We start from the raw sequence: 25595 nt of genomic DNA on the forward strand, positions 1-25595 counted from the left end.
CTGTAAGGCCCTTCTGTTCATCTATTTCCAAGATAAAACCCCGCGCCATCCTTACTTCTGTCGGTTATCGTGGCGCACTAACGCAACAGCAATGAATGGATATCGCATGAACAAAGTGCTTATCGTGGACGATCATCCGGTGATACGTCTGGCCGTACGCATGCTGATGGAGCGACATGGGTATGACGTCGTCGCAGAGACCGACAACGGGGTGGCGGCCCTGCAGCTCACCCGGCAGCATCTCCCGGACATCGTGGTACTGGACATTGGTATCCCCAAGCTCGATGGCCTTGAGGTAATCGCGCGCATGGCCAGCTCCAGCCCGGGCAGCAAGGTGCTGGTGCTGACCTCCCAGGCGCCGGGTAACTTCTCCATGCGCTGCATGCAGGCGGGGGCGGCAGGCTATGTGTGCAAGCAGCAGGAACTCACCGAGTTGCTCAGCGCCATCAAGGCTGTACTGTCGGGCTACAGCTATTTCCCCAACCAGGCACTGCATGCCTCGCGTGGCAGGGGCGGGGGTAGCGAAACAGAGATGGTCAACCGCCTCTCGGCGCGCGAGATGACGGTATTGCAGCAACTGGCAAGGGGGCGGTCCAACAAGGAAATAGCCGACAGCATGTACCTGAGCAACAAAACGGTCAGCACTTACAAGTCTCGCCTGTTGCTCAAGCTCAATGCACGTTCCCTGGTGGACCTTATCGAACTGGCGCAGCGGCAGGGGCTGAACTGACCCCCATGGGTAAAGCCTCCTGCAGGGAGGCTTTACCAAGGCTAGAAGTCGTAGTCGAAATCAGCCAACTGCTTCTGCAGGCGGCGTTCCTCAAGCAGGTTATCGATGGTGCGACGTTTGCTCAGGTTGGTCTTTGCCGGTTCCACTTGAGGCTCTGCATCATCTTCAGTGGCAACAAAATCATCTTCGATCGACAGGTCGTCTTTGTCGGTACTCATGCGTCGCTCCAAGCCAAGGGGCCGATGGCCGACCTTATAACCAGAAAGCGCACACTGGTAAAAAAGATTTTTTCAATCGAGACGGGCTGTTTTCAGCTATCGGCTCAATCGTCGCCGGTTTTGTGCTTGTATTCGCACAAGTCTTCGATACGGCAGCTTCCACAACGCGGCTTGCGGGCCTGGCAGACGTAACGCCCGTGCAGGATCAACCAGTGGTGGGCGTCGAGCAGGTAGTCCTTGGGCACGAACTTGACCAGTTTCTTTTCCACTTCCAGTACGGTCTTGCCCGGTGCGATGCCGGTGCGGTTGCTGACCCGGAAGATGTGGGTGTCCACGGCCATCGTGGGCTGGCGGAAGGCCGTGTTGAGTACCACGTTGGCCGTCTTGCGCCCGACACCGGGCAGGGCCTCCAAGGCTTCGCGGGTTTCTGGCACGTGGCCGCCATGACGCTCGATCAACAGGCGGCACGCCTCGATCACATTCTTGGCCTTGCTGTTGTACAAGCCGATGGTCTTGATGTACTGGCTAAGGCCTTCAACGCCGAGGGCATGGATGGCCTCGGGGGTGTTGGCCACTGGAAACAGGCGCGCGGTGGCCTTGTTGACCCCCACGTCGGTGGACTGGGCCGACAGGGTTACCGCCACCAGCAGCTCGAACGGCGTGGTGTAGGCGAGCTCTGTCTTGGGGTCGGGGTTGTCTTCGTGCAGCCGGCGGAAAATTTCCAGGCGTTTGGCGGCATTCATGGTGTCGAGGTGTTCCTGGAAGGCGTTGATGGGCAGATGAGCCAGGCATCAGCCACGTAATGCGTGATGGCGGCCAGCGCCCCTGGCCACTGCCCGCTGTTTGAGAGTGGGGCCGCATCAGCGGCCCCGGTCGACAGTTACTTGATGCGCTGGCCTGGCTTGGCGCCGCTGTCGGGGCTCAGCAGGTAGATCTCTTCACCGCCAGGGCCGGCAGCCATGACCATGCCTTCAGACACCCCAAAGCGCATTTTGCGGGGTTTGAGGTTGGCCACCATCATGGTCAGGCGGCCTTCGAGCTTGGACGGGTCTGGGTAAGCCGACTTGATACCCGAGAACACGTTGCGGCGCTCGTCGCCGATATCCAGGGTCAGTTGCAGCAGCTTGTCGGCGCCGGCAACCGCCTCGGCTTTGACGATGAGCGCCACGCGCAGGTCGACGGCGGCAAAGGTATCGAATTCGATCTCGGCGGCAACGGGTCCTTGGCCAGCTCGCCATTACCGACCGTAACCTTGGCCTCGGCGGCCAGCAGGTCTTCCTTGCTGGCTGCGACCATGGCTTCGACCTTGGCAGGTTCGATGCGGCTCATCAGCGCCTTGAACGGGTTCAGTGTGTGGTTTTCCAGGCGCGTGGCATGGTCGCCCCAGGCCAGAGGTGGCACGTTGAGGAAGGCCTCGGCGTCCGCCGCCAGCACCGGCAGTACCGGTTTCAGGAAAATCACCAGCTGGCGGAACAGGTTCACGCCCTGGGCGCAAATAGCCTGCACTTCGTCCTGCTTGCCTTCCTGCTTGGCCAGCGACCAGGGGGCCTTGTCGGCGATCCAGGCGTTGGCGCGGTCGGCCAGGGCCATGATTTCGCGCATGGCGCGGCCGAAGTCGCGGCCCTCGTAGGCTTCGGCGATGGACGGGGCTGCCGCCAGGAAGGCCTGCGTGAGCTCGGGCGCCGCATCGCCGGCCACCATCACACCGGCGTTGCCTTTGTGAATGAACCCGGCGCAGCGGCTGGCAATGTTGACCACCTTGCCCACCAGGTCGGAGTTCACCTTCTGCACGAAGTCTTCGAGGTTGAGGTCCAGGTCGTCGACGCCACGGCCCAGCTTGGCTGCGTAGTAGTAGCGCAGGTACTCGGGCTGCAGGTGATCGAGGTAGGTACGGGCCTTGATGAAGGTACCGCGCGACTTGGACATCTTGGCGCCGTTGACGGTGAGGTAGCCATGCACGTTCACTGCCGTGGGCTTGCGCAGGCCCGCACCCTCAAGCATGGCTGGCCAGAACAGGGCGTGGAAGTTGACGATGTCCTTGCCGATGAAGTGGTACAGCTCGGCCTTGGAGCCCTGGCTCCAGAACGCGTCGAAATCCAGCTCCGGGCGGCGGGCGCACAGGTTCTTGAAGCTGGCCATGTAGCCGATCGGTGCGTCCAGCCACACGTAGAAGTACTTGCCTGGCTCCCCTGGGATCTCGAAGCCGAAATACGGCGCGTCACGGGAGATATCCCACTCCTGCAAGCCGGCATCCAGCCACTCGGCCAGTTTGTTGGCGACGGCGTCCTGCAGTGTGCCGCTGCGGGTCCACTGCTGCAGCATGGCCTGGAAATCAGGCAGCTTGAAGAAGAAATGCTGGGAATCGCGCAGCACCGGGGTGGCCCCGGAAATAGCAGATTTAGGGTCTTTCAGTTCGGTAGGCGCATAGGTAGCGCCGCACTTTTCACAGTTGTCGCCGTACTGGTCCTCGGCCGCACATTTGGGGCAGGTGCCCTTGATGAAGCGGTCGGCCAGGAACATGCCTTTTTCTGGGTCGAAGTACTGGGTCACCGAACGGGTGGCAATGTGACCGGCTTCGCGCAGGCGGGTGTAGATCAGGCTCGACAGCTCGCGATTCTCTTCGCTGTGGGTCGAGTGGAAGTTGTCGAAATCCACCAGGAAGTCGGCAAAATCGGCGCTGTGCTCGGCCTGCACATTGGCGATCAACTGCTCCGGGGTAATGCCTTCCTTTTCGGCACGCAGCATGATTGCCGAGCCGTGGGCATCGTCAGCGCAGACGTAGATGCACTGGTTGCCGCGCATTTTCTGGAAGCGAACCCACATGTCTGTCTGGATGTACTCGAGCATATGGCCAAGGTGGATCGATCCATTGGCATAGGGCAAGGCGCTGGTGACGAGAATCTGACGTGGCTCGGACATGGTGGCTCGGCTACTTTCCTGGCGACGGGGTGAAAATGAGGATGATCGGCCACTATAAAGGGCTGGCGAAGATATTTCACCCCGCGCACGCATCTGTTGACGATTGACGGGTTAGGATAGGCGCCTGTTTTACATTCAGTTTGCCAATGGGAGTGTTCATGAGTGCCGTCACCCGCGCCGCCGTCGAAGGCGTGCTTCGCCAGTACACCGACCCCTACCTCAACCAGGACCCGGTCAGCGCCGGCTGTGTGCGTGCCATCGAGATCGACGGCGGGCAGGTCAACGTGCAGTTGCAACTGGGCTACGCCGCCGGGCTGTTCAAGCAGGGCTGGGCTCAGGTGCTGCAGACCGCCATCGGCAACCTTGAGGGGGTTGCCGGCGCCCAGGTTGCCATCGATTGCGTGATCGCCCCGCACAAGGGCCAGGCCCAGGTGCCCGCGATGGCCAACGTCAAGAACATCATTGCCGTTGCGTCGGGCAAGGGGGGGGTGGGCAAGTCCACCACAGCGGCCAACCTTGCCTTGGCGCTGGCCCGCGAAGGCGCGCGCGTGGGTATTCTGGATGCCGATATCTACGGCCCCAGCCAGGGTGTGATGTTCGGCATCGCCGAGGGCACCCGCCCACAGATTCGCGAGCAGAAGTGGTTCGTGCCGATCAAGGCCCATGGCGTCGAAGTGATGTCCATGGCCTTCCTGACCGATGACAACACGCCCATGGTGTGGCGTGGCCCGATGGTGTCGGGCGCGCTGTTGCAACTGGTCACGCAGACCGCCTGGGACGACCTGGACTACCTGGTCATCGACATGCCACCGGGCACCGGCGACATTCAGCTGACGCTGGCGCAGAAGGTGCCGGTGGCAGGTTCGGTGATCGTCACTACCCCGCAGGACCTGGCACTGCTGGATGCGCGTAAAGGTGTGGAGATGTTCCGCAAGGTCAACATCCCGGTGCTGGGTGTGGTCGAGAACATGGCTGTGCACATCTGCTCGAACTGTGGCCATGCCGAGCACCTGTTCGGTGAGGGCGGCGGTGAAAAACTGGCAGCCCAGTACGGCGTCGACCTGCTGGCTTCGTTGCCCTTGTCGATGCTGATTCGCGAGCAGGCTGACAACGGCAAGCCGACGGCGATTGCCGAGCCGGACAGCCAGATCGCCATGATCTACCAGGAACTGGCCCGGCAGGTGGGTGCGCGCATCGTGCTGCGTGAAGCCACAGCCCCTGCCATGCCGAGCATCACCGTTAGCGACGACTGAGCCACCTGCGCCGCGCCAGCGGCGCCACACCCTCAAATGCCAGGCATGAAAAAACCCGCCATGAGGCGGGTTTTTTTGAAAGCCGGGAAGCTAGATCGACTTAGGCGATCTGAACTTCTTCAGCCTGCATGCCTTTCTGGCCGCGGGTAGCGACGAAAGTAACAGCCTGGCCTTCTTTCAGGGTTTTGAAGCCGTCAGCTTGGATGGCTTTGAAGTGCACGAACAGGTCGTCGCCCGACTGAGGGGTGATGAAGCCGTAGCCTTTCTCATCGTTGAACCACTTGACAACACCGGATTGACGGTTGGACATTTTTCTGTCTCCTTGGACAATTTGATTACGGTCAGGAAAAACCCTGCCCGGGACTGAGCGCAAAGAGAGCAGAAAATTCAGCGATGGGCCGATCAGGATCGTGCATCAAACTAGAGATTCTCGGTGTCACGTGCAGCACAGTGGCGCCACCTTACCCCACTTTCTGCAACCTGCCAATGGTCAGAAGCGGCTTTACCCAAATTCAGATCGGTGGCAGCTGCAAGCCCCGGCCTGCGTGGATTGCAGCCCTGATACGGATGAAACTTTGAAGACCGGGCCAGGACCGGTAAGATGCGCGTCTGTATTTTTACCTTGCACCTTCTTTCAGGACAGCCCGCCATGAGCATCAAATCGGACAAGTGGATTCGCCGCATGGCGCAGGAACACGGCATGATCGAGCCGTTCGTCGAACGCCAGGTCCGCGGTGAGCAAGACAGCCGGGTCATCTCCTTCGGCGTGTCCAGCTACGGCTACGACGTTCGCTGCGCCGACGAATTCAAGGTGTTCACCAACATCAACTCGGCCACCGTCGACCCGAAGAATTTCGATGAGGGCAGCTTCGTCGACATCAAGAGCGACGTGTGCATCATCCCCCCCAACTCGTTCGCCCTGGCCCGCACCGTGGAGTACTTCCGCATCCCCCGCGACGTGCTGACCATCTGCCTGGGCAAGAGCACCTATGCCCGGTGCGGCATCATCGTCAACGTGACGCCGCTCGAACCCGAGTGGGAAGGCCACGTGACCCTGGAGTTCTCCAACACCACCACGCTCCCGGCGAAGATCTACGCCAACGAAGGCGTGGCCCAGATGCTGTTCCTGCAGTCGGACGAAGAGTGCGAAGTGTCCTACAAAGACCGCGGCGGCAAGTACCAGGGCCAGCGCGGTGTGACACTGCCGCGCACCTGACCCGACCGGCGCGGGGAATTTCACGCGCCTTTGGCACTCCAACCTGTAACCGTGCCGGTATGCATGACGCTTATCGGCTGATGTCAGGAGGTGCCAATGAAACTCCATCCCACCATCAGTGCAAAGCTGGCAGGCCTGCAGCCCAATCACATCGGATTGCTGTCGTGGTCGCTGCTGGCTCAGCCCTTGCCCATGCATGCCGGGGGCGTGCCGGGTCAGCCCGACCCGGATACACCCCAGCCGGGTCAGCCTGGCGATACGCCGCCCATGGAACCCGGCGAGCCAACCTTGCCGGATGAGGCGCCACCCGCCCCCGTGGCCTGACGGCTGCTACAGCGGCCAGACGCGCCCTGCGCCAGCCAGATAAATACGGCTGGCCTGGGTAGGCTCAATTTCCCAGCCCCCGGTAAACTCGCCGAAGGCCGGCAGCAGGCACACCTCGTTGTCGATCACGAAACAGGGCAGGCGCAGGCGCTGGCGCGCTTTGCCACGCAGTACGAATGCGGGGTGCACGTGGCCTGCCAGCACGGTATGCGTAGGGTGCGCTTCGGGCTCGTGTTGCAGCGCAAAGGGCCCCATTATCCAAGGCTCATCAACCACATCGATCCCCAGTGAAACGGGTGGGTCCCCAGCATGGCGGTCGTGGTTGCCGCGGATCAGCACGATGCTTAGCTGTGGATGGCGTTCTCGCCACGCCTGCACCAGCGCCAGCGTGGCAGGCGCGCGCGCCGTACGCGCATGCAGAAAGTCCCCTAACACGATGAGCAGCTCGCATTCATGCTCAGCCAGCAAGGTATCGAGCCTGGCCAGGGTGGCCTGGGTGGTGCCCCGTGGCACGGGTTGGTGCAGGGCGCGATAACTGGCGGCCTTGCCGATATGCACGTCGGCTACCAACAGCGCCCGGCGGGCGGGCCAGTAAATCGCCTTGTCCGGCAGCAACCAAAGTTTCTGGCCGCACAACTCGATTGCACAATGGGTGGTCATGGCCGCCTCCTTGGCCGCCGGCCCGTGTACGTCACAGACCGTAGAACCCGACACCGCGTGATATTCGTCAATTGCCTCAACCTGCTGCACTCTCCAGTTCGGCGACCATCCGCGCGATGCGGTCCGCCAGCTTTTCGGTAGAAAGGGTTTCGCGCATGCCTTCCACCAGCAACGCGAAGGCCAGCGGCCCGGTGCGTTTCAGTACCTGCAGGTCCAGCTTCAGGCCTGCCATCTTCAACAACTGGCGATTCAGCCGCTCGATTTCCAGTTCCTCATTGAGCACCTCGTCACGCGCTTGCCCCAGCAGCAGGTTGCCCGCGTCGTGCTTGCGAAATACTTCGTAAAACAGCCCACTGGAGGCCTGTATCTGGCGCATGCTCTTCTGCGCTGCAGGGTACCCGCCGAAGACCAGCCCAGAGATCTGGGCAATTTCGCGGAAGCGGCGCAGCGCCATTTCGCCGGCATTGAGGCTGGCCAGTACGTCATCCAGCAGATGCTCCGGGCTGAGCGCGCGGGGCAGGTAGGTTGCCCAGTCCACCTGGCCGGGGCTGAGCAGCTCGAAGCCATAGTCATTGACGGCGATGGACACCGACAAGGGCTGCTCACGGCTCACGCGCCAGGCGATCAGGTTGGCCAGCCCCATGTTGGCCATGCGACCAGCGAACGGGTACATGAACAGGTGCCAGCCCTGGCGGGATTTGAACGTCTCAGCCAGCAGCGTTGTACACGTCGGCAATGACGACCAATGGGCTTGCAGCGCCAGCAATGGCCGTACTGCGCGCATCTCTGGGCCGTCGTAGCGGCCATGGGCGGCGGCATCCAGCTGTTGCACCAGTGCGTCGGCCAGCTCGCTCGAAAGCGGCATGCGCCCGCCATTCCAGCGTGCCACTGCAGCCTTGCGCGCCGTGCTGCGCCGTACATACGCTGTCATGTTCTCGACGCGCACCAGTTCCAGCACGCGCCCGGCGAACACGAAGGTGTCACCTGGCCGCAAGCGTGCAATGAAGGCTTCCTCGACGCTGCCCAGCCCCTTGCCACCGCCGCCTTTGCTCCAGTATTTGAGGTGCAGGCTGGCATCGCTGACGATGGTGCCGATACTCATGCGATGGCGACGCGCCAGCCGTTCGCTGGCAACCTTGTACACACCGTCTGGCTGTGCTTCGACCCGCTGATAATCAGGGTAGGCCGTGAGCGAGCTGCCGCCATGGCAGACGAAGTCCAGTGCCCACTGCCACTGGCTGTCACGCAGTTCGGCAAACGCCCAGGTACTGCGTACTTCCGCCAACAGTGCCTGGGCATCGAAGCCACTGCCCAGGGCCATGCTGACCAAATGCTGCACCAGAACGTCCATGCACAACCGCGGCGAACGGCGGGCTTCGATATGGCCTTCGGCCAATGCCTGGCGAGCGGCGGCGGCTTCGACCAGCTCCAGGCTATGGGTGGGCACCAGGGTAATCCGTGAACGGCGCCCTGGCGCATGCCCCGAGCGCCCGGCCCGTTGCATGAGGCGGGCAATGCCTTTGGCCGAGCCGATTTGCAGCACCCGCTCGACCGGCAGAAAATCCACCCCCAGGTCCAGGCTGGACGTGCAGATCACCGCTTTCAGGCCACCCTGCTTGAGGCTGCGTTCTACCCAGTCGCGGGTTTCACGGGCCATGCTGGCGTGGTGCAGGGCGATCAGGCCGGCCCAGTCGGGGCGCAATTCGAGCAGGGCCTGGTACCAGATTTCGGCCTGTGCACGGGTATTGGTGAACACCAGGCAACTGCTGCTGGTGTCGATCTCCTCGGCCACTTGGCCGAGCATCTTCAGGCCCATGTGCCCGGCCCACGGAAAGCGCTCGATCGAGGCGGGCAGCAGGGTATCGACCAGCAAGGCCTTGTCCTGGCGCCCGCGTACCAGCTGGCCGCCCTGGGGCAGCAGCACATCCAGCGCGTGCTGCAGGTTGCCCAGGGTGGCCGACAGCCCCCAGGTGGGCAGCCCAGGGTGCCAGTGACGCAGGCGCGCCAAGGCCAGTTGCAACTGCACACCGCGCTTGTTGCCCAGCAGCTCATGCCATTCGTCCACCACCACCATGCGCAGGGTGGCGAAGTCGGCGCTGGCCTGCGCGCGGGTCAGCAGCAGTGTCAGGCTCTCGGGGGTGGTCACCAGCACACTGGGCATACGCCGGGCTTGGCGGGCGCGCTCGGCACTGCCCGTGTCGCCGCTACGCACGCCTACGCTCCAAGGCAGGCCCATTTCATCCAGGGGCGCCTGCAGGGCGCGGGCGGTGTCTGCCGCCAGGGCCCGCATGGGGGTGACCCAGATCACCTGCAACGGTGCAGCATGGCGCCCCTGGCCCTGGGCTTTGAACGCCCGCAGTGCGGCCAGCCACACGGCGTACGTCTTGCCCGCGCCCGTGTTGGCATGGAGCAGCCCCGATTCGCCCCGCTCGACGGCGGCCCAGACCCGCCGCTGGAACGCGAACGGCTTCCAGCCGCGTTGGGCAAACCAGGCGTTGGCAAGATCGGTGGTGGCGGGCATCGTACAGGTGGCCCCTCGAAGGCTGTGTTTCTACAGACCACCCGCAAGGTGCATTGGTTTTACCCGGTCAGTTACCCAGCAGGTAGCCGCTGCGGCATACCTGCTCACCGGCCACATGGGCGATGACCATACCGGCGGTAGCCATGCGCCGAGTGCTGCGCGCATACATCAGCCCCGGCTGGGTATTACGCAGCGCGGTTACCCGGTCGCTGAGCGGGTCGATCACCTCGGCAATCAACTGGTCAGCTGCCAGGTAATCGCCTGGTTTGGCGTGGTACACCAGCAACCCGCCCAGTGCAGCGGTAACCGGCTCCACCGCTGCCAGCGGCGTGGCAGGCCTGGGCAGGGCAGGCAGGGCGGGAGCGGCCCCTTCGATCACGGCTGCATGGGTGAGGTAGTTAAGGATCGCCTGGGCATCCTGACGCGCCAGGTCGTGGCTGACGTCGGCCTGGCCGCGCAGCTCCACGGTCACTGCGCAACACCCCAGCGCGATTGGGAAGCGCTTGCCGAAGCGTTGCTGCAGTTGCCACCACACCAGGCTGAAGCACTCGTCGAACGACTGCCCGCCCGAGTCGGTGGCCAGCAAGCTGGCCTGGGTGCCCAGGTAGCGGGCAAGCGGCTCAATCTGCGGCCAGGCATCCGGCGTGGTGTACAGGTGTTCGACGGCTTCGAAATCGCAGTGCAGGTCGATGACCAGCTCGGCATCGCAGGCCAGGCGCTGCAGGATAAGCCGCTGGGCCTGCAGAGGTGTATGCGCGGGGTGAACGTCCAGGCCACGGCGCAGGTACTCGCGTATCAGTGCAGTGTTGTGCGCCGGGTCCTGGTTCAGGTGCGCTTCGATCTGGTCACCGATGCTGTCGGACAGGTCGACGAAATTGCGGTTGAAGTTCTGCCCGCTCTGCAGCTCGAAGCGCCCCAAGGGGGCGTCCAGCAGCACCTGTTCAAGGCCTACCGGGTTGGCCACCGGCACCAGGATGATTTCGCACTGCAGGCGGCCTTGCTGTTCCAGTTCCACAAGGCGCTGCTTGAGGTGCCACGCCACCAGCATGCCGGGTAATTCATCGGCGTGGAGCGAGGCCTGTATATACACCTTGCGCCCACCGCGGGGGCCGAAATGGAAGCTGTGGATCTGGCGAGTGATACCCGGAACGGGTGAGAGCAAGTCGTGGGTAGAGTGGTGCATGTTGGTCCTGAGTGCATGGCGAGAACGTGCTGCGACACGGGTCGGCTTACAGATAGAAGCACAGTTTCACGGCATGTGCTTATCGGTTTTACGCGACGCGTAGCGCAGACGCGGCGGTTCAGACCAACAAGGCTTGCAGGGTGGCCAGGTCATCCGCTTCGTCCACGGGCTTGTCCTGGCGCCAGCGCAGCATGCGCGGGAAGCGCACGGCAATACCGCTTTTATGGCGCTTGGACAAGGCGATCCCCTCAAAACCCAGCTCGAATACCAGGGTTGGGGTGACGCTGCGTACCGGGCCGAAGGTTTCCTGGGTAGTCTTGCGCACGATCGCGTCGACCTTGCGCATTTCTTCGTCGGTAAGGCCCGAGTAGGCCTTGGCGAAGGGGATCAGGCTACGGCCGGGTGTGCCGGCCGGGGCATCCCAGACGGCGAAGGTGTAGTCGCTGTAAAGGCTTGCCCGGCGGCCATGGCCGCGCTGGGCATAGATCAGCACGGCATCCACGCTGAAAGGGTCGATCTTCCATTTCCACCAGGTGCCCATGTCCTTGGTGCGGCCCACGCCATACAGGGCTTCACGCTGCTTGAGCATCAGCCCCTCGACCCCCAGGCTGCGCGACTGCTCGCGCTGGCGGGCGAGGTCGGCCCAGTCAGGGCCCTCAAGCAGTGGCGAAAGCAGCACCGGGGCCAGTGGGCAGGCCTCCAGCACGTTTTCCAGCTGCTTGCGCCGTTCATGCTGCGGGCGGCTGCGCCAGTCTTCGCCTTGCCATTCCAGCAGGTCGTAGGCCTGTAGCACTACCGGGGCCTCGCTCAGCAGCTTCTTGCCCAGCGTCTTGCGGCCCAGCCGCTGTTGCAACAGGGCGAAGGGTTGCACCGCCAGGTCGGCATCCGTAGTGCCGGGCTTCCACACCAGAATCTCGCCATCGAGCACCACACCGTCGGGCAGGGTCTGTGCCAGGCTTTGCAGTTCGGGGAAGCGCTCGGTGACCAGTTCCTCGCCCCGCGACCACACCCACAGCTGGCCGTCACGCTTGACCACTTGGGCGCGGATACCGTCCCACTTCCACTCGATCTGCCAGTCGCCTGGCGGCCCGAGCAGCGCCTCGAACTGCTCGGTAGGGGCTTGCAGCGGGTGCGCCAGGAAGAACGGATACGGCTGGCCACCGCGCTGGCTGTGCTCGTCGGCAGACTCGGGGGCAATCAACTGCTGGTAGCTGGCAGCGGTCGGGCGGTGGCTGATGTCGGTGTAGCCTACCAGCCGCTGGGCCACCCGTTTGGCATCCAGCTCCGCCAGTTGCGCCAGGGCACGGGTGACCAGCAGCTTCGAGACGCCCACACGAAAACTGCCCGTAATGAGCTTCAGGCACAGCATCAGGCTGGGGCGGTCCAGGCGTGCCCAGAGCGGCGGCAGGCGCTGCTGGATGTCTTCAGGTGGCAGGCCGCGCAATGGCAGCAGGTGGTTTTCAACCCAGTGAGCCAGGCCTTCCTGGTCTTGCTGGTGGCTTTCTGGCAATAGCAGGGAGATGGTTTCGGCAAGGTCGCCCACTGCCTGGTAGCTTTCTTCGAACAGCCAGTCAGGCAACCCGGCCAAGGCCCTGGCCAGCTCGCGCAGCACCCGGGTGGGCACCAGCTGACGCGGCCGGCCGCCTGCCAGAAAATACACAGCCCAGGCGGCATCCTCGGCGGGTGCGGTGGCGAAATAGCCCCGCAAGGCCTCGAGCTTGGCATTGCTCGAGGTGGTGCTGTCCAGGCGCAGATACAGTTCGGCGAACGCTTTCATGTGCCGGTCTCCGTGGTGGCTGCATCGTCTTCCTCGCCGTACTCGGTGACGAAGGCGCGGGCGTCCAGGCCCTGTTCCATCAGGTAGCGCACCAGCACGCTGACCGAGCCGTGGGTCACCATCACCCGCTCGGCCCCTGTCTGCCCGATGGCCCACAGCAGCCCTGGCCAGTCGGCATGGTCAGACAACACGAAGCCGCGGTCGACGCCGCGCCGGCGCCGTGTGCCCCGCAGCAGCATCCAGCCACTGGCAAAGGCATCGCTGTAGTCGCCGAAACGGCGCATCCAGCTGCTGCCCCCGGCTGAAGGGGGGGCCAGCACCAGCGCTTTGCGCAGCAACGGGTCGTTGCGCGCAATGTCACCGGCGTAGCGGGTTTCGGGCAGGTACACGCCGGCTTCGCGGTACACGCGGTTGAGCGGCTCGACGGCGCCGTGCACCAGGATAGGGCCGATGCTGGGGTCTAGCCCATGGAGAATCCGTTGGGCTTTGCCGAAGGCATAGCAGAACAACACACTGGCCTTGCCCTGTTCGCTGTTGGCCCGCCACCAGGTATTGATGCCGGCAAAGATATCGGCCTGGGTGGGCCAGCGGTAGATGGGCAGGCCAAAGGTGGACTCGGTGATGAAGGTATGGCAACGCACCGGCTCGAACGGCGTGCAGGTGCCGTCGGGTTCGACCTTGTAGTCACCGGACGCTACCCATACCTCGCCCTGGTACTCCAGGCGTACCTGCGCCGACCCCAGCACATGCCCTGCCGGGTGCAGGCTCAGGGTTACGCCGTGGTGTAGCAGGCGTTCGCCGTAGGGCAGGGTCTGCAGGTTGATGTCCTTGCCCAGGCGGCTTCGCAGAATGCCGGCGCCAGGTTCGGCGGTAAGGTAGTGGAGGTTGCCGGAGCGGGAATGGTCGCCATGGCCATGGGTGATGACGGCTCTGTCCACCGGCCGCCACGGGTCGATATAGAAATCACCGGGCGGGCAATACAGGCCTTCTGGGCGGGCAATGACAAGGTCCATGGCACGTACGCTGGTTGGGAGTTACCAGTTAGGAGCCACGGCAGCGAAGGGAAGTTCGACCGGTGGTATCACCGCCCCCGCTGCACAGCCCGCACGCGCGCCGTACCGCTTATTTGCCCGGCACCAAGGTGAGGCGCTGGTTGCCGTAGGCCCGGGCGAAGTTCTGCTGCTGCAGCGGCAACACCATGAAGCGCCCCTTGAACCAGGCGTCCAGGCCGTCACTGTAATGGGCGCTGGCCGGGTTGCCAGACTGCCCGCTGCTGGTCAGTACCTGGAGGGGTTCGGCCTGGCCGAAGTCGACCACCATGCGCGCTGAAGCGGGCAGGTGGGTGTCGAAACCGCTGCCCCAAGCGTACGGGGTCAGCGCCAGGGTGCTGAAGTCGCCACCGGCGGCTTGTGGTGGGCGGCTGATGGCATCCCCCAGGCCATGGTAGGCAGGCGCAGGCCAGCGGTACTGGTGCAGCTTGCCCCACTGCCAGGCGCGGCGGTCTGCGCCCAGTTGCGCGGTGCCTGCATCCACCGCCGCCGCGAGGCTGCGGGCAAGGATGGTGGGTTTGTCTTCTTTCTGTGGCGTGGTGCGGTCGTCCCAGAATGGGCTGTCATCGCGGCCAAGCAAGTGGTCGGCCTGGGCCGAGTACGACAGGCGGGCATTGCTGACAAAGGCTTGCCAGGCAGCGCCGGACTCTGGCCCCAGTTCGTCCAGGAAGGTTTCACGGGCAAATGCCTGCAGGAACAGCGCATACAGCGCCGCATCGGCGGACACCGGGCTCATGCGCTCGTCGAAGGCCTTGAGCCGGGCCAGCGCATCGCGTGCCTTGTCACGCTGTGCGGCGGGCAGGGCGTCGATGGCCTGTTTCAGGGGCTGGGCCATGCCGGGGGCTTCGAACATCTGCTTGAGTTTGCCGGCCAACAAGGTCACCTGGTCGTTCTGCAGGGCCATCAGGCTGCGGCTGTCGTGGCGGCCGTTGCCCGCCAGTTGGCCCAGGCGCTCGGCCCGTTCCGGGTAGTACCAGGTGCTGGACAGCTGCATGCCGTAGCCTTTGGGCAGGCTGCGCTGGTTGGCATGGCCGATCCAGCCGGCGGTCGGGTCCTGGTCGTAGGGGTGCAGCATGGTATCGGCATAGCCGTCCCAGTCGTAGCGCCCGTCCCAGCCCGGCGAGGGCAGCAGGCCCTGGCCTTCGCGGCGGTTGGGGTAACGCCCGCTGACTTGCCAGGCGATATGGCCGGGCTCGGCGAACACGAAATTCAGCGCAGCCGCCGTGACCTCGCGTGTACTGTCGAAGGCACGCTCCACGGTCTTGGCACGGGTCAGGTCGAACAGCGCATCCAGGCTGCGATCACCCTTGGATTGCGGCAGGTTCAGGGCAAGGCCAAGGCTGGCGCCGGGCGGTTGGGCCAGCAGGGTGCCGTGGCGGGTTTCGTACATCACTTCGCGTTGAGGGCGCTGGCCGCGCACCAGGAATGTTTCGGTGCGGGCGCGGGCGGGCAGCCACTTGCCATCGGCCAGGTAGCTGAGCTGGTTGCCCTGGCGGCGCAATTGCTCGAGGAACAGGTCCTGGTTGTCAGCCATCACCGCGCTGCTGCTCCAGGCCAGTTGGCCGTTGTAACCCGACAGCACGATGGGCAGGCCGGGCAGCGACAAGCCTGCCACCTGGTACTTGCCGGTTTGGATCTGGACCGGGCTCAGGGCCCAGATGGCACGGCTGTCACTGGCCAGCAGGCTCTTGCCGCTGCGGCTGTGTTGCGGGCCGATGGCCAGGTTGGCCGAACCCGGGCTGCCGAGCAGGTCCAGGTCCGCCAGCTTCTGGCTGGCCGCCGCCAGGGCTTGCAGGCCGGGCAGCTGGCTGGCCAGGTTGAGGCCCTTGAGCTTGTCGGTTTCCCCGGTGGCCAGGGGTTCGTCGGGTGCGCCGGGCAGCAGCCAGGCCACGTTGTCGCTGCCCACTTTTTGCGCCAACGTCAAGGCGCTGAGCTCTTCTTGCAGGTTCACCGACTGGCTGAATGCGTACAGGCTGAAAATCAGCGCCGAATCCTCAGGCTTCCAGTACTCCGGGCGGTAGCCACTGTCGGCCAGGCCAGCGGGCAGCTTGTCGCGATAGCGGAACAGGTAGGCGTTTACCCCCCGCGCATACACCTCGAAAAACCGCTTCAGGCGCGGCGAAGCGTCGGCGTATTGCTGGGCCGCGCTCTGCTTGAGGTTGGCCGCCCGCATCAGGCGGTCGATGTCCAGCGCGTCCGCACCGGCAAGTTCAGCCAGCCGCCCTTGGGCTAACAGGCGCATGGCAACCATCTGCTCGATCCGGTCACCGGCATGCACGTAACCCAGGCTGAACAAGGCGTCGTGGAAGCTGCTGCTTTCAATCAGCGCCGCGCCCATGGGGTTGCGCCGTACCGAGACGTTCTGCGCCAGGCCCTTGAGCGGTTGCACGCCCGTGGCCGATGGCACGCTGCCTTGCTGGGCGCCGGTCTGGCAACCGGCCAGGCCCAGGGTGCCGAGCAGCGTCAAAGCCGTTGCGAAGCGCAGGCGGAAAGGGGGGAAGGCGGGGGCGGCCATGGCAAGGGCTCCTGCAAGGCATTGCGGGTTTGGAAAGGCGCTAAAGGTAGTGAGCGCGCAGGCGTCGTGCAAGGTCAGCGGGCGGTTTATTTGCCGGCGTCCACCTACACCCTGAAAAGCTCGGCTACGCCGTCTGAAAAGTGCGTGCAGTTGATGCGCGTATAACGCTGGTAGTCACGTGTCACCGCAAATGCTTTGCCTGGCATCAGCAGTACCCGTTGCTGTTCCAGCCGGCGCATGAAGGCTTGCAGGTCGGCAATATCAGGGTGCGATACCCAGAGGAACATTCCGCCTTGGGCGCTTATGTCGAAATGCCAGCCGTGGTTGAGCAGCACGCGTTGGGTGTGCGCCTGCTGGTGGATCAGGCGCTGTTGCACATCATTCATGTGTCGGGCGTAGGTACCGTCGCTGAGAATGGTGTTGACGAAGCGTTCGCAAAACGCCGGCACTGCGACGCACGTCAACAGCTTCAGGCGCATCAGCGGCGCTACCAGGTGCGGCGGGCAGGCGATGTAACCCACCCGCAGCGATGCCGAAAGGCATTTGGAAAAACTGCCGATGTAGATGACCCGCTGCAGGTTGTCCAACTCGGCAAAGGTTTGCCGCACCCCCGGGCTGAAGTCGCCGTACACATCGTCCTCGACCACGAAGAAATCGTGTTCCACGGCCAGGCGCAGCACGCCGAACGCATTGTGGGGGCTGATGGTGCCGCCGGTCGGGTTGTGGAAGGTGCTGTTGCAGAAGAACGCCTTCACCGTGTGCCTGGCCAGGTGCTGTTTCATGTCTTCCAGGTCTGGCCCGTCGGCTGTGCGGCGGATGCCTACCACGTGGCCGCCGGCCAGCTGGATCAGCTTGATCAGGTTGCCATTGCCCGGCTCGTCCACGAACACGTGGTCCCCGGGGCTGATCAGCAGGCGTGCCACCAGGTCCAGCGCCTGGGTGGCCCCCAGGGTGGTGAGAAGCTGATGAGGGTGTGCCTCGATGCGGGTCAGCCGACCGAGGTGCATGCACAGCTGCTTGCGCATCGGCAGGTAACCCTGGATATCCCCGTATTCAGCCAGCGAGCTTTGTTCCAGCCGGGCGGTACGGCGGATCGCCTTGGCCAGCAATTCGGTATCACGCCAGGCAGGGGGCAGCCAGCCGCTGCCCAGCTTGGTGAAGTGCTGCCCACCTTGCAACAGCTTGAAAAGCGGGTCTTGCGCCATGTCGCCAGTGGGCTCGTCCGTTTCGGCGGGGCGGGTGCCAGTGGCCACAAAGTAGCCACGCCCGAGCACCGCCGTGAGCAGCCCTTCGCTGACCAGGCGGGCATAGCTGGAGACCACCTCGTGGTAGGTGGCACCCGTTGCCACGGTGAGTTTGCGAATGGACGGCATGCGTTGCCCGGGTAGCCATTCACCGGCTGTCAGGCGCTGCTTCAACTGTGTGAGTAGGTCGGGTTGCGGCACGGGGCTTTCCTGCGGGCGTTAGAAAAAACACCCTAACAGTTAGCCGTAAAGCACGTCGACTGTTTGCCGAAAATGTCGTCAACGGTGCGACGCTGTTGCTGTCACCCCTTTTACCCTCAGCGAGCCACCATGAGCACAACCCTTCCCGCACGCACGTACCTGTATTTTCTGGCCCAGTCGGTCAACCTCACCACTGCCGTGATGTCGGTGACCATGGCTGCCATTGCGGGGGCTGCGCTGGCCCCGGCAGCGGCCTGGTCGACTGTGCCGTACGGGTTCCAGTTTCTGTTCGTGATGCTGGCGACCTACCCGGTGTCCCGGCTCATGGCGCGTATTGGCCGCAAACGCGCGTTCATGCTGGGGGCATTGCCGCTGGCCGTGTCCGGCGTCTGCGGCTTCCTGGCGGTGGAGCATCAGCAGTTTGGCGCGTTGGTGGCCAGCCACTCGGCGTTGGGCGTGTACATCGCCTTTGCCAACTTCAACCGCTTTGCTGCCACTGACAACCTGGCGCAGCACCTCAAACCCAAGGCGCTTTCACTGGTGGTGGCGGGTGGGGTGATTGCCGCCGTTGTCGGGCCTGCCCTTACCGAATGGCTGCGCGATGCCGGTGGGTTCCCACTGTTTTCATTGTGCTACGCCGCCTTCACCGCCCTGGCCCTGGTGTCGCTGGTGATCGCCATTTGCTTGCCCGGTGATGGCCAGGTTGCGCCCGCTACCGCGCCCCAGGCACCGCTGAGCCCTTCCGGGCACGGCATCACGCCGGGCATTGCCGTGGCGATGGGGGTTGCGGCCTTGGGGTACGGCATCATGAACCTGTTGATGATCCAGGCATCCCTGCACATGAAGCATATGCATGAGGATTTTTCCGACGTTCGCCTGGCCATCCAGTGGCATGTGGTCGCCATGTTCGCGCCGTCGTTTTTCACCGGGGCGATCATCGAGCGTTTGGGTATCAGGGCCACGATCTGTGGGGGGCTGATGCTGCTGATCGCGTGCACTGCTCTGAACATGGGTTCAAGCAGCTATGCGGTGATGACGGTTTCACTGATTGCCCTGGGCCTTGGCTGGAACCTGACCTATGTGGGGGGCGGGGCGCTGCTGGCGCAGACGCTGCAGAACAGCCCGGGTGCCATGCAGATGCAGGGCAGGAACGATTTGGCGATAGCGGTGTGCGCGACTGTAGGTGCCTTCAGCCCATCGTTGCTGCTGGACTCGGTGGGTTGGGGGGGCACGAACGTGCTGTGCATGGCACTGTGCCTGGGTTTGCTGCTGGCCACTGCACTGCTGTTGCCGCGCAAGGTGGCCGGGCTCCACTACCGCTAGCGAAGCCCTGCGCGGCGCCTTGTATCAGGCGCCGTGGCACTTCTTGAATTTCTTCTCGCTGCCGCAGGGGCATGGGTCGTTGCGGCCGACGTCCTTCAGCGCGTTGCGCACCGGCTCCTGGTGGCCGTGGTTGCAGTGTGGGCCGTGCACATGGCCGTGATCGTGATGATGGTCATGATCGTGGTTGCAGTCGGGGCCATGAACGTGGGGTTGTTGGGACATTGCTGGGTTACTCCGGGTAGTGATCGCCGGGCATTATCTCACCACTGCGCGACAAGTGCAGGTCCCGATGGATGAGCAGGCCGGTGGCCAGTTCTGCCTGCAGGCTGTAGTGCAGGGGCCGCCCGCTTTTCAGCATTTTCGCCAGGGGCTTGAGGTGCTGCCACAGGTTGGTCCGGGCAGTGATCTTGAATGTACGCCGTTCATGGGGCCCCACGCTGCGCCATAGGCTGGCTTCATCCTGGGCGAGCACAACATCGTTCAGGCGCAGTGCGTATTCGACGGAGCGGATGAACAGGCGGCTGTCGTTGGGGTTTTCCACCCGTACATGCAACACGAATTCCTGTTGCAGCAGGCGGGCTTTTACCGTTTCCACCCTGACCAGGTGCACCTGAGGTTCGCGCCAGTCTGCGCCGCCCCAGCTGGCGCAGCCCCCCACTAGCAAGAGCAGGCCGCAGAGCAGCATGAAGCGGATGCGCGTCATCATGTTCAGCTACCCACGTAACTGGCGCAGCACTTCTTGAACTTCTGCCCGCTGGCGCACGGGCAGGGGTCGTTGCGCCCGGCCTTGAGCCCCACCGTGGGGTCGATGAAGTACCAGCGGCCGTCGTGCTGAACGAAGGCGGAGCATTCACGGTGCTGGTGGTCGCCGGCCTGGTCGTGCCAGCGCGCGGTGAAGGTGACGAACGCATGCTCGGGTTGGCCACCCAGCACCTCGGCGCTTTCCACTTCCAGCCCCAGCCAGGTGCTTTGTGCGCTCCAGGCTGCCATGGCCGCACGGTCCAGCCCGGCCTGCTGGGCGGGCAGGGTGGTGGCCACCAGGTACTCGACCAGGCCCAGCACATAAGCGCTATAGCGCGAGCGCATCAGCGCCTGGGCATCCGGTGCCGGCGTGCCAGCATGGTAATGACCGCAGCAGGCATCAAGCAGGTTGCCACTGCCGCATGGGCAGACCGAAACACTCATTATCACCACCAGTACTTGCCGAAATTTTCAGGGTTGGCCCAGAACCGTGCATTGAGCCAGTCCGGTACCTGCTTGTAATCGTGTAGATCATAGGTGAACAGGCTCAGCACCTGTTGCTCGCGGCAGAATTTCTCGCTGGCCGACAGGGCCAGGGCGAAGAAGTCGGTATCTTGCCAGCCGCAGGCGGCAAGGTCTGCCAGTACCGCCACACGGTTGGCGTTGAGATTGCGGATGCCGCCCAGCAGTTCCAGCCCGGTTCGCTTGGGCAGGTGCTCCAGGCAATCGACCAGCAGCGCCAGGTCGAAACGCTGGGCGGCCAGTGCGGCAGGCAGTTGGCCGGGCGTGGCCGTGGCCAGGGTGACCTCCGGGTGCGCCTGAAGAAAGGCGTCCAGGGCAGGGAACCGGGTGCCCACCAGCAGCAGGCGTTGCGGGGTAAAGCGCTCGAGCAGTGCGGCCAGGGCCTGTTGCGGCGTACGTTGCGAGAAACCGTCGGTCATTGCCAATCCTCTTTCATGTTGGCCAAGACTAGCGGGCCAGGGCGCGTCGGCAAAGGGTTGCATGCAAGCGCGATGGCGGATTGGTGGCAGGGTTGGCATGCACCGTCTTTACTCCCACAGGTCGGCGTTATGCCGGTTCCCACTAAGGAGAGGCGATGAGATGAGCATAGTACGCACAGCGGTACCCTTGATCCTGCTCACCAGCGTGCTGACGGGTTGCGCAGGGTTGCAGAAGACCGACTGGCCCAAGTGTGCGGCCGTCGGAGGCGTGGGCGGCGCAGCGCTGGGCGCCATCGAAAGCTCCAGCTGGGCCGGCTGGGGGGCACTGCTGGGCGGTGGCCTGGCAGCCGGCTATTGCTGGGCTCATGGTGACGGTGACGAAGACGGTGATGGTGTGCCTGACAGCCGCGACAAGTGCCCAGGCACACCGCGTGGCGTGCAGGTGGACGCCAACGGCTGCCCCCCACCGCCGCCGCAGCCTGAGGCGGTGGTGGTGGAAGAGGTGGTGGCCAAGGAAGAGGTCATCGTCATCCGCGACGTGCACTTCGAATTTGATTCTGCGCGCCTGACGCCGGCCGACAAGCAACGCCTCAACACCATCGCCACCCGCCTGAAGCAGGAAGCGCCTTCCGCTCGCCTGAGCGTCAGCGGCCACACCGACAGCGTGGGCAGGGACAGCTACAACCAGAAACTGTCGGAACGCCGGGCCCATTCGGTGACTGACTACCTGGTTGAAAGCGGCATACCGCGCAGCAGCTTCGTGTCGATCGTGGGGGCCGGTGAGTCGCAGCCGGTTGCGGACAACGCCACTGCCGAAGGGCGTGCCATGAACCGCCGTACCGAAATCAAGATCGAGCGCTAGCCCGTAGGCACCCGTGCCGCGTTCCGTGGCATGGGTGCCCGGTGTTGCGCCTGCTGGCGCGGCATTGGGGGTTGCAGTTAAGGTAGAGCCCTGGCGCGGTCGAGTCAGCCGTCCGGGGCTGACGCTCATCGATGGGGGCAAGGCATGAAGTTCTTCCTGGGCCTGGGCAAGGTCCTCACAATCGCCTTCTGGGGTGTGGTGCTGTTCAATCAGATGGCACCGCAGCCCTTGCCGCTGAACCTCTTGATCAACGCGGCGGGCGGCCTGCTGCTGTGCCTGCACGTGCTTGAGGTCCTCTTTTTCAACGGTAGCCTGCGCGGGCGCAGCCACCGCTGGTTCGACCGCCTGCAAATCCTGTTGACCGGTATATTCCACGTCATGTCCATTCCCCGTGCGCAGGAGACGCCACGAAATGCGTAATCTGATGTTGCTTGCCCTGCTGGCTACCCCTTTGGCGCAGGCCCAGAGCCTGGAGGTGGGCGCCAATTCCATGCTGCGCCTGCCGACCAAATCGGCCAGCGTTCACCTGGACCAGCTACGGGTGGGCGACGGCGCTACCCTGATGTTGCCCGCGACCCTGGCCGAGTTGAAAGTGGACAGGCTGGAGCTCGGGCGTGACGCACGCATCGCCATTGCGCCGTCAGACAGCCCGTTGCTGATCGAGGCTGCCAATGCAAGCCTTGGGGCCGGCAGCGAGTTCAGTGCGCCGGGGGCTGCGGGCAGCTACCAGCGTGCGGCACGTTCTGGCCGTGGCCTGGACCTGAAACTGGCCGAGGTGGAAGCAGAGCAGTTGGCCATCGACGCCCGCGGTGGCGCAGGTGCGCCTGGTTATGCGGGGCTCGATGGTGCCAATGGGCAAGCGGGTGGTTGCACATGGGGGCAGGCCAGCCGCGGTTTCAACGGCGACGATGGCGGTAACGGGCATGACGGGGCGCCTGGCGGGCGTGTGCGCCTGAGCGTGCCGCAAAGCTTCCCCCAGGAGCGCATCGTGGTGCGGCTCGATGGCGGTGCACCGGGCAAGGCCGGTGACGCTGGCAAGGCGGGCAAAGGCGGTGCCAGCAAAGGTTGCCTGGTCTACCGCACCGCGGCGGGCGCCAGCGGGCGGGCTGGGCAAGCGGGCCAGCCGGGCCTGGCTGGCGCCGCCGGGGAGCTGATCCTGCAGCGGCTGTAACCGGCGCCGCGCTCAGGGCATCAGGCGGGCGCTGGCCACTGCCACAACGGCGAGGCCCAGCAACAGGTTCACGCCCACCATCCGCCTGATCCGCCCCAGCACCGCTGCACCGGTGGCCCAGTCCTGGGCTTGCACAGCGGTTTTGAGCTCTGGCAGCAGCAGGGCCTGTATACGCAGAAACAGGGCGAACATGACGATGCCGCCGCCCATCATCGCTTGAATGTAGCGAGGGGCAGTTTCGAAGCCGTTGAAGCGCATGTGCAACATGCCGACACCTGTTATCGCCAAAACCACCACAGCCACCCAGACCCAGCCGAAGAAGCGTCGGAAAACTTCCACCCACAGGCGCAGCCGCGCAGGCCCTTCCAGGGCTGCAACCGTTGCGGGGCGCAGCACCAGCCAGGCGAAGAACATGCCACCGACCCATATCAGGGCAGCCAGAACATGCAATGTGTAGGGCAGGGCAAAGGCGGCCATCCGGATCTCCATGCGGCATAAAGGGCAAGAGCGGGGTATGATAGCCGCCCAATGCGCAACACTGAAAATATATCCAGCCCTCCGGGCGCCTGCAGACCATGATCAGCAACGAACTCAAAGCCACCATCCAGGGCGCCTATACGCGTTTTCTCGAAGCCAAGAGCCTCAAGCCACGCTACGGTCAGCGCCTGATGATCGCCGAAGTGGCCAAGGTCCTCGGCGACATCGCCTGCGACGATGAAGGTCGCCGTGCCGGCGAGCCTGCCGTCGTGGCCGTGGAAGCGGGTACCGGTACCGGCAAAACAGTTGCCTATAGCCTCGCGGCCATTCCGGCAGCCAAGGCGGCCGGCAAGCGCCTGGTCATCGCTACCGCCACCGTGGCGCTGCAGGAGCAGATCGTCTTCAAGGACCTGCCCGACCTCATGCGCAACAGCGGGCTGAACTTCAGCTTCGCCCTGGCCAAGGGGCGTGGTCGCTACCTGTGCCTGTCCAAGCTGGACATCCTGGTGCAAGAGGGCCACGCACAGACATCCCAGGCCCAGTTGCTCGAAGAAGAAGGCTTTCGTATCGACGTTGATGAGCGCAGTCTGAAGCTGTTCAACAGCATGATCGAGAAGCTGGCCGGCAACCGCTGGGATGGCGACCGCGACAGCTGGCCCGAAACCTTGGAAGACGAAGACTGGGCGCGGCTGACCACCGACCACAGCCAGTGCACCGGCCGCCACTGCCCCAATTTCCAGCAGTGCGTCTTCTACAAGGCGCGCGAGGGCATGGGCAAGGTGGATGTCATCGTCACCAACCATGACATGGTCCTGGCCGACCTGGCGCTGGGCGGCGGAGCGGTGCTACCTGCCCCGCGCGACACCCTGTACGTGTTCGACGAAGGCCACCACCTGCCCGATAAGGCCATTGGCCACTTTGCCCATTATTCGCGCCTGCGCTCCACCGCCGACTGGCTGGAACAGACGGCCAAGAACCTGACCAAGCTGCTGGCCCAGCACCCGCTGCCGGGCGACCTGGGCAAGTTGATCGAGCAGGTGCCCGAGCTTGCCCGGGAAATCCGCACCCAGCAGCAGTTCATGTTCACCCTGTGCGAACAGGTTGCCGACTTCCGCCCAGGCGAAGATAACGAAGGGCGCGAGCGCCCGCGTTATCGGTTCCCGGGTGGGGTGGTGCCGGAGCAGATCCGTGAGGTGGGGGTGGAGCTGAAAAAGGGCTTCAGCCGCCTCAACGACCTGTTCACTCGCCTGACTGACCTGCTCAAGGAAGGCATGGGGGGGGAGGTGAGCATCGGCATTGCCAGTCACCAGGCCGAAGAGTGGTACCCGCTGTTCGGCAGCCTGCAAACTCGTGCCCAGGGCAACTGGGAACTGTGGACGGCGTTCACCGCCGAAGACCCGGAGGACAGCCCGCCGATGGCGCGCTGGCTGACCCTGGCCGAAACCGGTGCGCTGTTCGATATCGAGGTCAACGCCAGCCCCATCCTGGCGGCCGAGATGCTGCGCCGCAACCTGTGGAACGTCGCCCATGGCGCACTGGTCACTTCGGCGACGCTGACTGCGCTGGGCAAGTTCGACCGCTTCCGCATGCGTTCCGGGTTGCCACGCGACGCCGTCAGTTGCGTGGTGCCCAGCCCGTTCGTGCATGGCGATGCCGGCCTGCTGCGGGTGCCGGACCTCAAGGCCGACCCCCGGGATGCCGCGGCCCACACCGCCGCCATCATCCGTGAACTGCCCAACATCGTCGAAGACGCGCGTGGGGCGCTGGTGCTGTTCTCTTCCCGCAAACAGATGCAGGACGTGTTCGATGGCCTGGACCGGGACTGGCGCAAGCTGGTACTCATCCAGGGCAACCTGTCCAAGCAGGAAACCCTCAACAAGCACAAGGCGCGGGTCGACGACGGCCAGCACAGCGTGCTATTCGGCCTGGCCAGCTTCGCCGAAGGGGTGGACTTGCCGGGCGCCTATTGCGAGCACGTGGTTATTGCCAAGATCCCGTTCGCTGTACCGGATGACCCGGTCGAGGCTGCCCTGGCGGAGTGGATCGAGGCCCGTGGCGGCAACCCGTTCATGGAAATCGCCGTACCCGATGCGTCGTTGCGCCTGATCCAGGCCTGCGGCCGGTTGCTGCGCACTGAACAGGACCGCGGCATCATCACCTTGCTTGACCGGCGCCTGGTTACCCAGCGCTATGGCAAGGCTATTCTCAATGCGCTGCCGCCGTTCAGGCGGGAGATTTGCTGACAGCTGGAGCACTTGCGCCGGCACGTT

At 64.1% G+C, this 25595-nt stretch carries 24 protein-coding genes and 1 pseudogene; 9 read left to right on the plus strand and 16 right to left on the minus strand.

The features are described 5' to 3' along the window. The first annotated feature begins 106 nt into the window (after nucleotides 1–106). Nucleotides 107–730, plus strand: coding sequence for a response regulator transcription factor (locus tag APH25_RS17165; RefSeq protein WP_060482769.1), 624 nt, complete (start codon nucleotides 107–109; stop codon nucleotides 728–730). Between the two features lie 41 nt (nucleotides 731–771). On the opposite strand, the gene APH25_RS25720 is transcribed toward APH25_RS17165, so the two are convergent. The 3 genes and pseudogenes from APH25_RS25720 to metG form a co-directional block, all read right to left on the minus strand. Continuing rightward, a complete protein-coding gene (locus APH25_RS25720; RefSeq protein WP_177331196.1) occupies nucleotides 772–948 on the minus strand; it encodes a PA3496 family putative envelope integrity protein in 177 nt (58 codons plus the stop codon). A 104-nt stretch (nucleotides 949–1052) separates the two neighbouring features. Further along, a complete protein-coding gene (gene nth, locus APH25_RS17170) occupies nucleotides 1053–1691 on the minus strand; it encodes an endonuclease III (RefSeq protein WP_060482770.1) in 639 nt (212 codons plus the stop codon). 137 nt (nucleotides 1692–1828) lie between these two features. Then, nucleotides 1829–3867, minus strand: a pseudogene (gene metG, locus APH25_RS17175) (methionine--tRNA ligase). Nucleotides 3868–4025: 158 nt separating this feature from the next. On the opposite strand from metG, the gene apbC reads away from it, so the two are divergent. Further along, entirely contained in the window at nucleotides 4026–5120 is a 1095-nt protein-coding gene (gene apbC / locus APH25_RS17180) for an iron-sulfur cluster carrier protein ApbC (RefSeq protein ID WP_060482771.1), read from the plus strand. 100 nt (nucleotides 5121–5220) lie between these two features. Here apbC and APH25_RS17185 read toward each other — a convergent pair whose 3' ends face one another. Beyond that, on the minus strand, nucleotides 5221–5430 hold the full coding sequence (locus tag APH25_RS17185) for a cold-shock protein (protein ID WP_003254922.1): 210 nt from the start codon (nucleotides 5428–5430) through the stop codon (nucleotides 5221–5223). 339 nt (nucleotides 5431–5769) lie between these two features. Here APH25_RS17185 and dcd point away from each other — a divergent pair, with 339 nt between their 5' ends. Both dcd and APH25_RS17195 read left to right on the plus strand, forming a co-directional pair. Beyond that, on the plus strand, nucleotides 5770–6336 hold the full coding sequence (dcd, locus tag APH25_RS17190) for a dCTP deaminase (protein WP_028633233.1): 567 nt from the start codon (nucleotides 5770–5772) through the stop codon (nucleotides 6334–6336). Between the two features lie 96 nt (nucleotides 6337–6432). Further along, complete coding sequence (locus APH25_RS17195; RefSeq protein WP_028633232.1) at nucleotides 6433–6660, plus strand: hypothetical protein; 228 nt, start codon at nucleotides 6433–6435, stop codon at nucleotides 6658–6660. Between the two features lie 6 nt (nucleotides 6661–6666). On the opposite strand, the gene pdeM is transcribed toward APH25_RS17195, so the two are convergent. From pdeM to APH25_RS17230, 7 genes are all read right to left on the minus strand, one after another. Further along, complete coding sequence (gene pdeM / locus APH25_RS17200) at nucleotides 6667–7320, minus strand: ligase-associated DNA damage response endonuclease PdeM (RefSeq protein ID WP_028633231.1); 654 nt, start codon at nucleotides 7318–7320, stop codon at nucleotides 6667–6669. Between the two features lie 76 nt (nucleotides 7321–7396). Continuing rightward, entirely contained in the window at nucleotides 7397–9841 is a 2445-nt protein-coding gene (locus APH25_RS17205) for a ligase-associated DNA damage response DEXH box helicase (protein ID WP_028633230.1), read from the minus strand. A gap of 67 nt (nucleotides 9842–9908) precedes the next feature. Continuing rightward, entirely contained in the window at nucleotides 9909–11024 is a 1116-nt protein-coding gene (locus APH25_RS17210; RefSeq protein WP_060482772.1) for a succinylglutamate desuccinylase/aspartoacylase family protein, read from the minus strand. A gap of 118 nt (nucleotides 11025–11142) precedes the next feature. Further along, a complete protein-coding gene (locus APH25_RS17215) occupies nucleotides 11143–12801 on the minus strand; it encodes an ATP-dependent DNA ligase (RefSeq protein WP_060482773.1) in 1659 nt (552 codons plus the stop codon). Continuing rightward, nucleotides 12798–13814: a ligase-associated DNA damage response exonuclease gene (locus APH25_RS17220; protein WP_060482774.1), complete on the minus strand. Its 1017-nt coding sequence runs from the start codon at nucleotides 13812–13814 to the stop codon at nucleotides 12798–12800. Before APH25_RS17220 ends, APH25_RS17215 begins: the two co-directional genes overlap by 4 nt. Nucleotides 13815–13923: 109 nt before the next feature. Then, the gene (locus APH25_RS17225; protein WP_060482775.1) at nucleotides 13924–16365 is read right to left on the minus strand and encodes a penicillin acylase family protein; all 2442 of its coding nucleotides are present in this window, start codon (nucleotides 16363–16365) and stop codon (nucleotides 13924–13926) included. Between the two features lie 104 nt (nucleotides 16366–16469). Then, complete coding sequence (locus APH25_RS17230; RefSeq protein ID WP_060482776.1) at nucleotides 16470–17810, minus strand: PLP-dependent aminotransferase family protein; 1341 nt, start codon at nucleotides 17808–17810, stop codon at nucleotides 16470–16472. A gap of 129 nt (nucleotides 17811–17939) precedes the next feature. On the opposite strand from APH25_RS17230, the gene APH25_RS17235 reads away from it, so the two are divergent. Then, nucleotides 17940–19133, plus strand: a complete 1194-nt coding sequence (locus APH25_RS17235) for an MFS transporter (RefSeq protein ID WP_060482777.1) — start codon at nucleotides 17940–17942, stop codon at nucleotides 19131–19133. A 24-nt stretch (nucleotides 19134–19157) separates the two neighbouring features. Here the strand turns inward: APH25_RS17235 and APH25_RS17240 are convergent, their stop codons facing one another. Genes APH25_RS17240 through APH25_RS17255 form a run of 4 tightly spaced genes read right to left on the minus strand, consistent with a single transcriptional unit; the run spans nucleotide 19158 to nucleotide 20815 of the window. Beyond that, nucleotides 19158–19355 carry an SEC-C metal-binding domain-containing protein gene (locus tag APH25_RS17240; RefSeq protein ID WP_009684590.1) on the minus strand — a complete coding sequence of 66 codons (198 nt, stop codon included), beginning with the start codon at nucleotides 19353–19355 and terminating at the stop codon, nucleotides 19158–19160. A gap of 7 nt (nucleotides 19356–19362) precedes the next feature. Beyond that, nucleotides 19363–19839, minus strand: coding sequence for an LEA type 2 family protein (locus APH25_RS17245; RefSeq protein WP_028633223.1), 477 nt, complete (start codon nucleotides 19837–19839; stop codon nucleotides 19363–19365). 2 nt (nucleotides 19840–19841) lie between these two features. Beyond that, nucleotides 19842–20318 (minus strand): YchJ family protein, encoded by a 477-nt coding sequence (locus APH25_RS17250; RefSeq protein WP_028633222.1) that lies wholly within the window; start codon nucleotides 20316–20318, stop codon nucleotides 19842–19844. A 2-nt stretch (nucleotides 20319–20320) separates the two neighbouring features. Then, on the minus strand, nucleotides 20321–20815 hold the full coding sequence (locus APH25_RS17255) for a DUF6231 family protein (RefSeq protein WP_060482778.1): 495 nt from the start codon (nucleotides 20813–20815) through the stop codon (nucleotides 20321–20323). 160 nt (nucleotides 20816–20975) lie between these two features. Between APH25_RS17255 and APH25_RS17260 the strand changes: the two genes are divergently transcribed. The 3 genes from APH25_RS17260 to APH25_RS17270 all read left to right on the plus strand — a co-directional run bounded on the left by APH25_RS17260 (nucleotide 20976) and on the right by APH25_RS17270 (nucleotide 22848). Continuing rightward, a complete protein-coding gene (locus APH25_RS17260; RefSeq protein ID WP_060482779.1) occupies nucleotides 20976–21677 on the plus strand; it encodes an OmpA family protein in 702 nt (233 codons plus the stop codon). Between the two features lie 144 nt (nucleotides 21678–21821). After that, entirely contained in the window at nucleotides 21822–22097 is a 276-nt protein-coding gene (locus tag APH25_RS17265) for a DUF1145 domain-containing protein (protein ID WP_028633219.1), read from the plus strand. Next, nucleotides 22090–22848, plus strand: a complete 759-nt coding sequence (locus tag APH25_RS17270; protein WP_028633218.1) for a hypothetical protein — start codon at nucleotides 22090–22092, stop codon at nucleotides 22846–22848. Before APH25_RS17265 ends, APH25_RS17270 begins: the two co-directional genes overlap by 8 nt. Nucleotides 22849–22860: 12 nt before the next feature. Here the strand turns inward: APH25_RS17270 and APH25_RS17275 are convergent, their stop codons facing one another. After that, the gene (locus APH25_RS17275; RefSeq protein ID WP_060482780.1) at nucleotides 22861–23325 is read right to left on the minus strand and encodes a CopD family protein; all 465 of its coding nucleotides are present in this window, start codon (nucleotides 23323–23325) and stop codon (nucleotides 22861–22863) included. A 98-nt stretch (nucleotides 23326–23423) separates the two neighbouring features. Here APH25_RS17275 and dinG point away from each other — a divergent pair, with 98 nt between their 5' ends. After that, complete coding sequence (gene dinG / locus APH25_RS17280) at nucleotides 23424–25568, plus strand: ATP-dependent DNA helicase DinG (protein ID WP_028633216.1); 2145 nt, start codon at nucleotides 23424–23426, stop codon at nucleotides 25566–25568. The last annotated feature ends 27 nt before the right edge of the window (nucleotides 25569–25595 follow it).

It is taken from the genome of Pseudomonas sp. NBRC 111119 (genome assembly GCF_001320125.1).
Taxonomy (GTDB): Bacteria; Pseudomonadota; Gammaproteobacteria; order Pseudomonadales; family Pseudomonadaceae; genus Aquipseudomonas; species Aquipseudomonas parafulva.

Bases quoted from the DNA above. Each gene is read 5' to 3' on its own strand.
- APH25_RS17245 (WP_028633223.1), bottom strand. From the start codon at position 19,839: ATGATGACGCGCATCCGCTTCATGCTGCTCTGCGGCCTGCTCTTGCTA.
- dinG (WP_028633216.1), top strand. From the start codon at position 23,424: ATGATCAGCAACGAACTCAAAGCCACCATCCAGGGCGCCTATACGCGT.
- APH25_RS17215 (WP_060482773.1), bottom strand. From the start codon at position 12,801: ATGAAAGCGTTCGCCGAACTGTATCTGCGCCTGGACAGCACCACCTCG.
- APH25_RS17195 (WP_028633232.1), top strand. From the start codon at position 6,433: ATGAAACTCCATCCCACCATCAGTGCAAAGCTGGCAGGCCTGCAGCCC.
- APH25_RS17185 (WP_003254922.1), bottom strand. From the start codon at position 5,430: ATGTCCAACCGTCAATCCGGTGTTGTCAAGTGGTTCAACGATGAGAAA.
- APH25_RS17240 (WP_009684590.1), bottom strand. From the start codon at position 19,355: ATGTCCCAACAACCCCACGTTCATGGCCCCGACTGCAACCACGATCAT.
- APH25_RS17255 (WP_060482778.1), bottom strand. From the start codon at position 20,815: ATGACCGACGGTTTCTCGCAACGTACGCCGCAACAGGCCCTGGCCGCA.
- pdeM (WP_028633231.1), bottom strand. From the start codon at position 7,320: ATGACCACCCATTGTGCAATCGAGTTGTGCGGCCAGAAACTTTGGTTG.
- APH25_RS17250 (WP_028633222.1), bottom strand. From the start codon at position 20,318: ATGAGTGTTTCGGTCTGCCCATGCGGCAGTGGCAACCTGCTTGATGCC.
- apbC (WP_060482771.1), top strand. From the start codon at position 4,026: ATGAGTGCCGTCACCCGCGCCGCCGTCGAAGGCGTGCTTCGCCAGTAC.
- nth (WP_060482770.1), bottom strand. From the start codon at position 1,691: ATGAATGCCGCCAAACGCCTGGAAATTTTCCGCCGGCTGCACGAAGAC.
- APH25_RS17165 (WP_060482769.1), top strand. From the start codon at position 107: ATGAACAAAGTGCTTATCGTGGACGATCATCCGGTGATACGTCTGGCC.
- APH25_RS17265 (WP_028633219.1), top strand. From the start codon at position 21,822: ATGAAGTTCTTCCTGGGCCTGGGCAAGGTCCTCACAATCGCCTTCTGG.
- APH25_RS25720 (WP_177331196.1), bottom strand. From the start codon at position 948: ATGAGTACCGACAAAGACGACCTGTCGATCGAAGATGATTTTGTTGCC.
- APH25_RS17205 (WP_028633230.1), bottom strand. From the start codon at position 9,841: ATGCCCGCCACCACCGATCTTGCCAACGCCTGGTTTGCCCAACGCGGC.
- dcd (WP_028633233.1), top strand. From the start codon at position 5,770: ATGAGCATCAAATCGGACAAGTGGATTCGCCGCATGGCGCAGGAACAC.
- APH25_RS17220 (WP_060482774.1), bottom strand. From the start codon at position 13,814: ATGGACCTTGTCATTGCCCGCCCAGAAGGCCTGTATTGCCCGCCCGGT.
- APH25_RS17235 (WP_060482777.1), top strand. From the start codon at position 17,940: ATGAGCACAACCCTTCCCGCACGCACGTACCTGTATTTTCTGGCCCAG.
- APH25_RS17210 (WP_060482772.1), bottom strand. From the start codon at position 11,024: ATGCACCACTCTACCCACGACTTGCTCTCACCCGTTCCGGGTATCACT.
- APH25_RS17270 (WP_028633218.1), top strand. From the start codon at position 22,090: ATGCGTAATCTGATGTTGCTTGCCCTGCTGGCTACCCCTTTGGCGCAG.
- APH25_RS17275 (WP_060482780.1), bottom strand. From the start codon at position 23,325: ATGGCCGCCTTTGCCCTGCCCTACACATTGCATGTTCTGGCTGCCCTG.
- APH25_RS17260 (WP_060482779.1), top strand. From the start codon at position 20,976: ATGAGCATAGTACGCACAGCGGTACCCTTGATCCTGCTCACCAGCGTG.
- APH25_RS17225 (WP_060482775.1), bottom strand. From the start codon at position 16,365: ATGGCCGCCCCCGCCTTCCCCCCTTTCCGCCTGCGCTTCGCAACGGCT.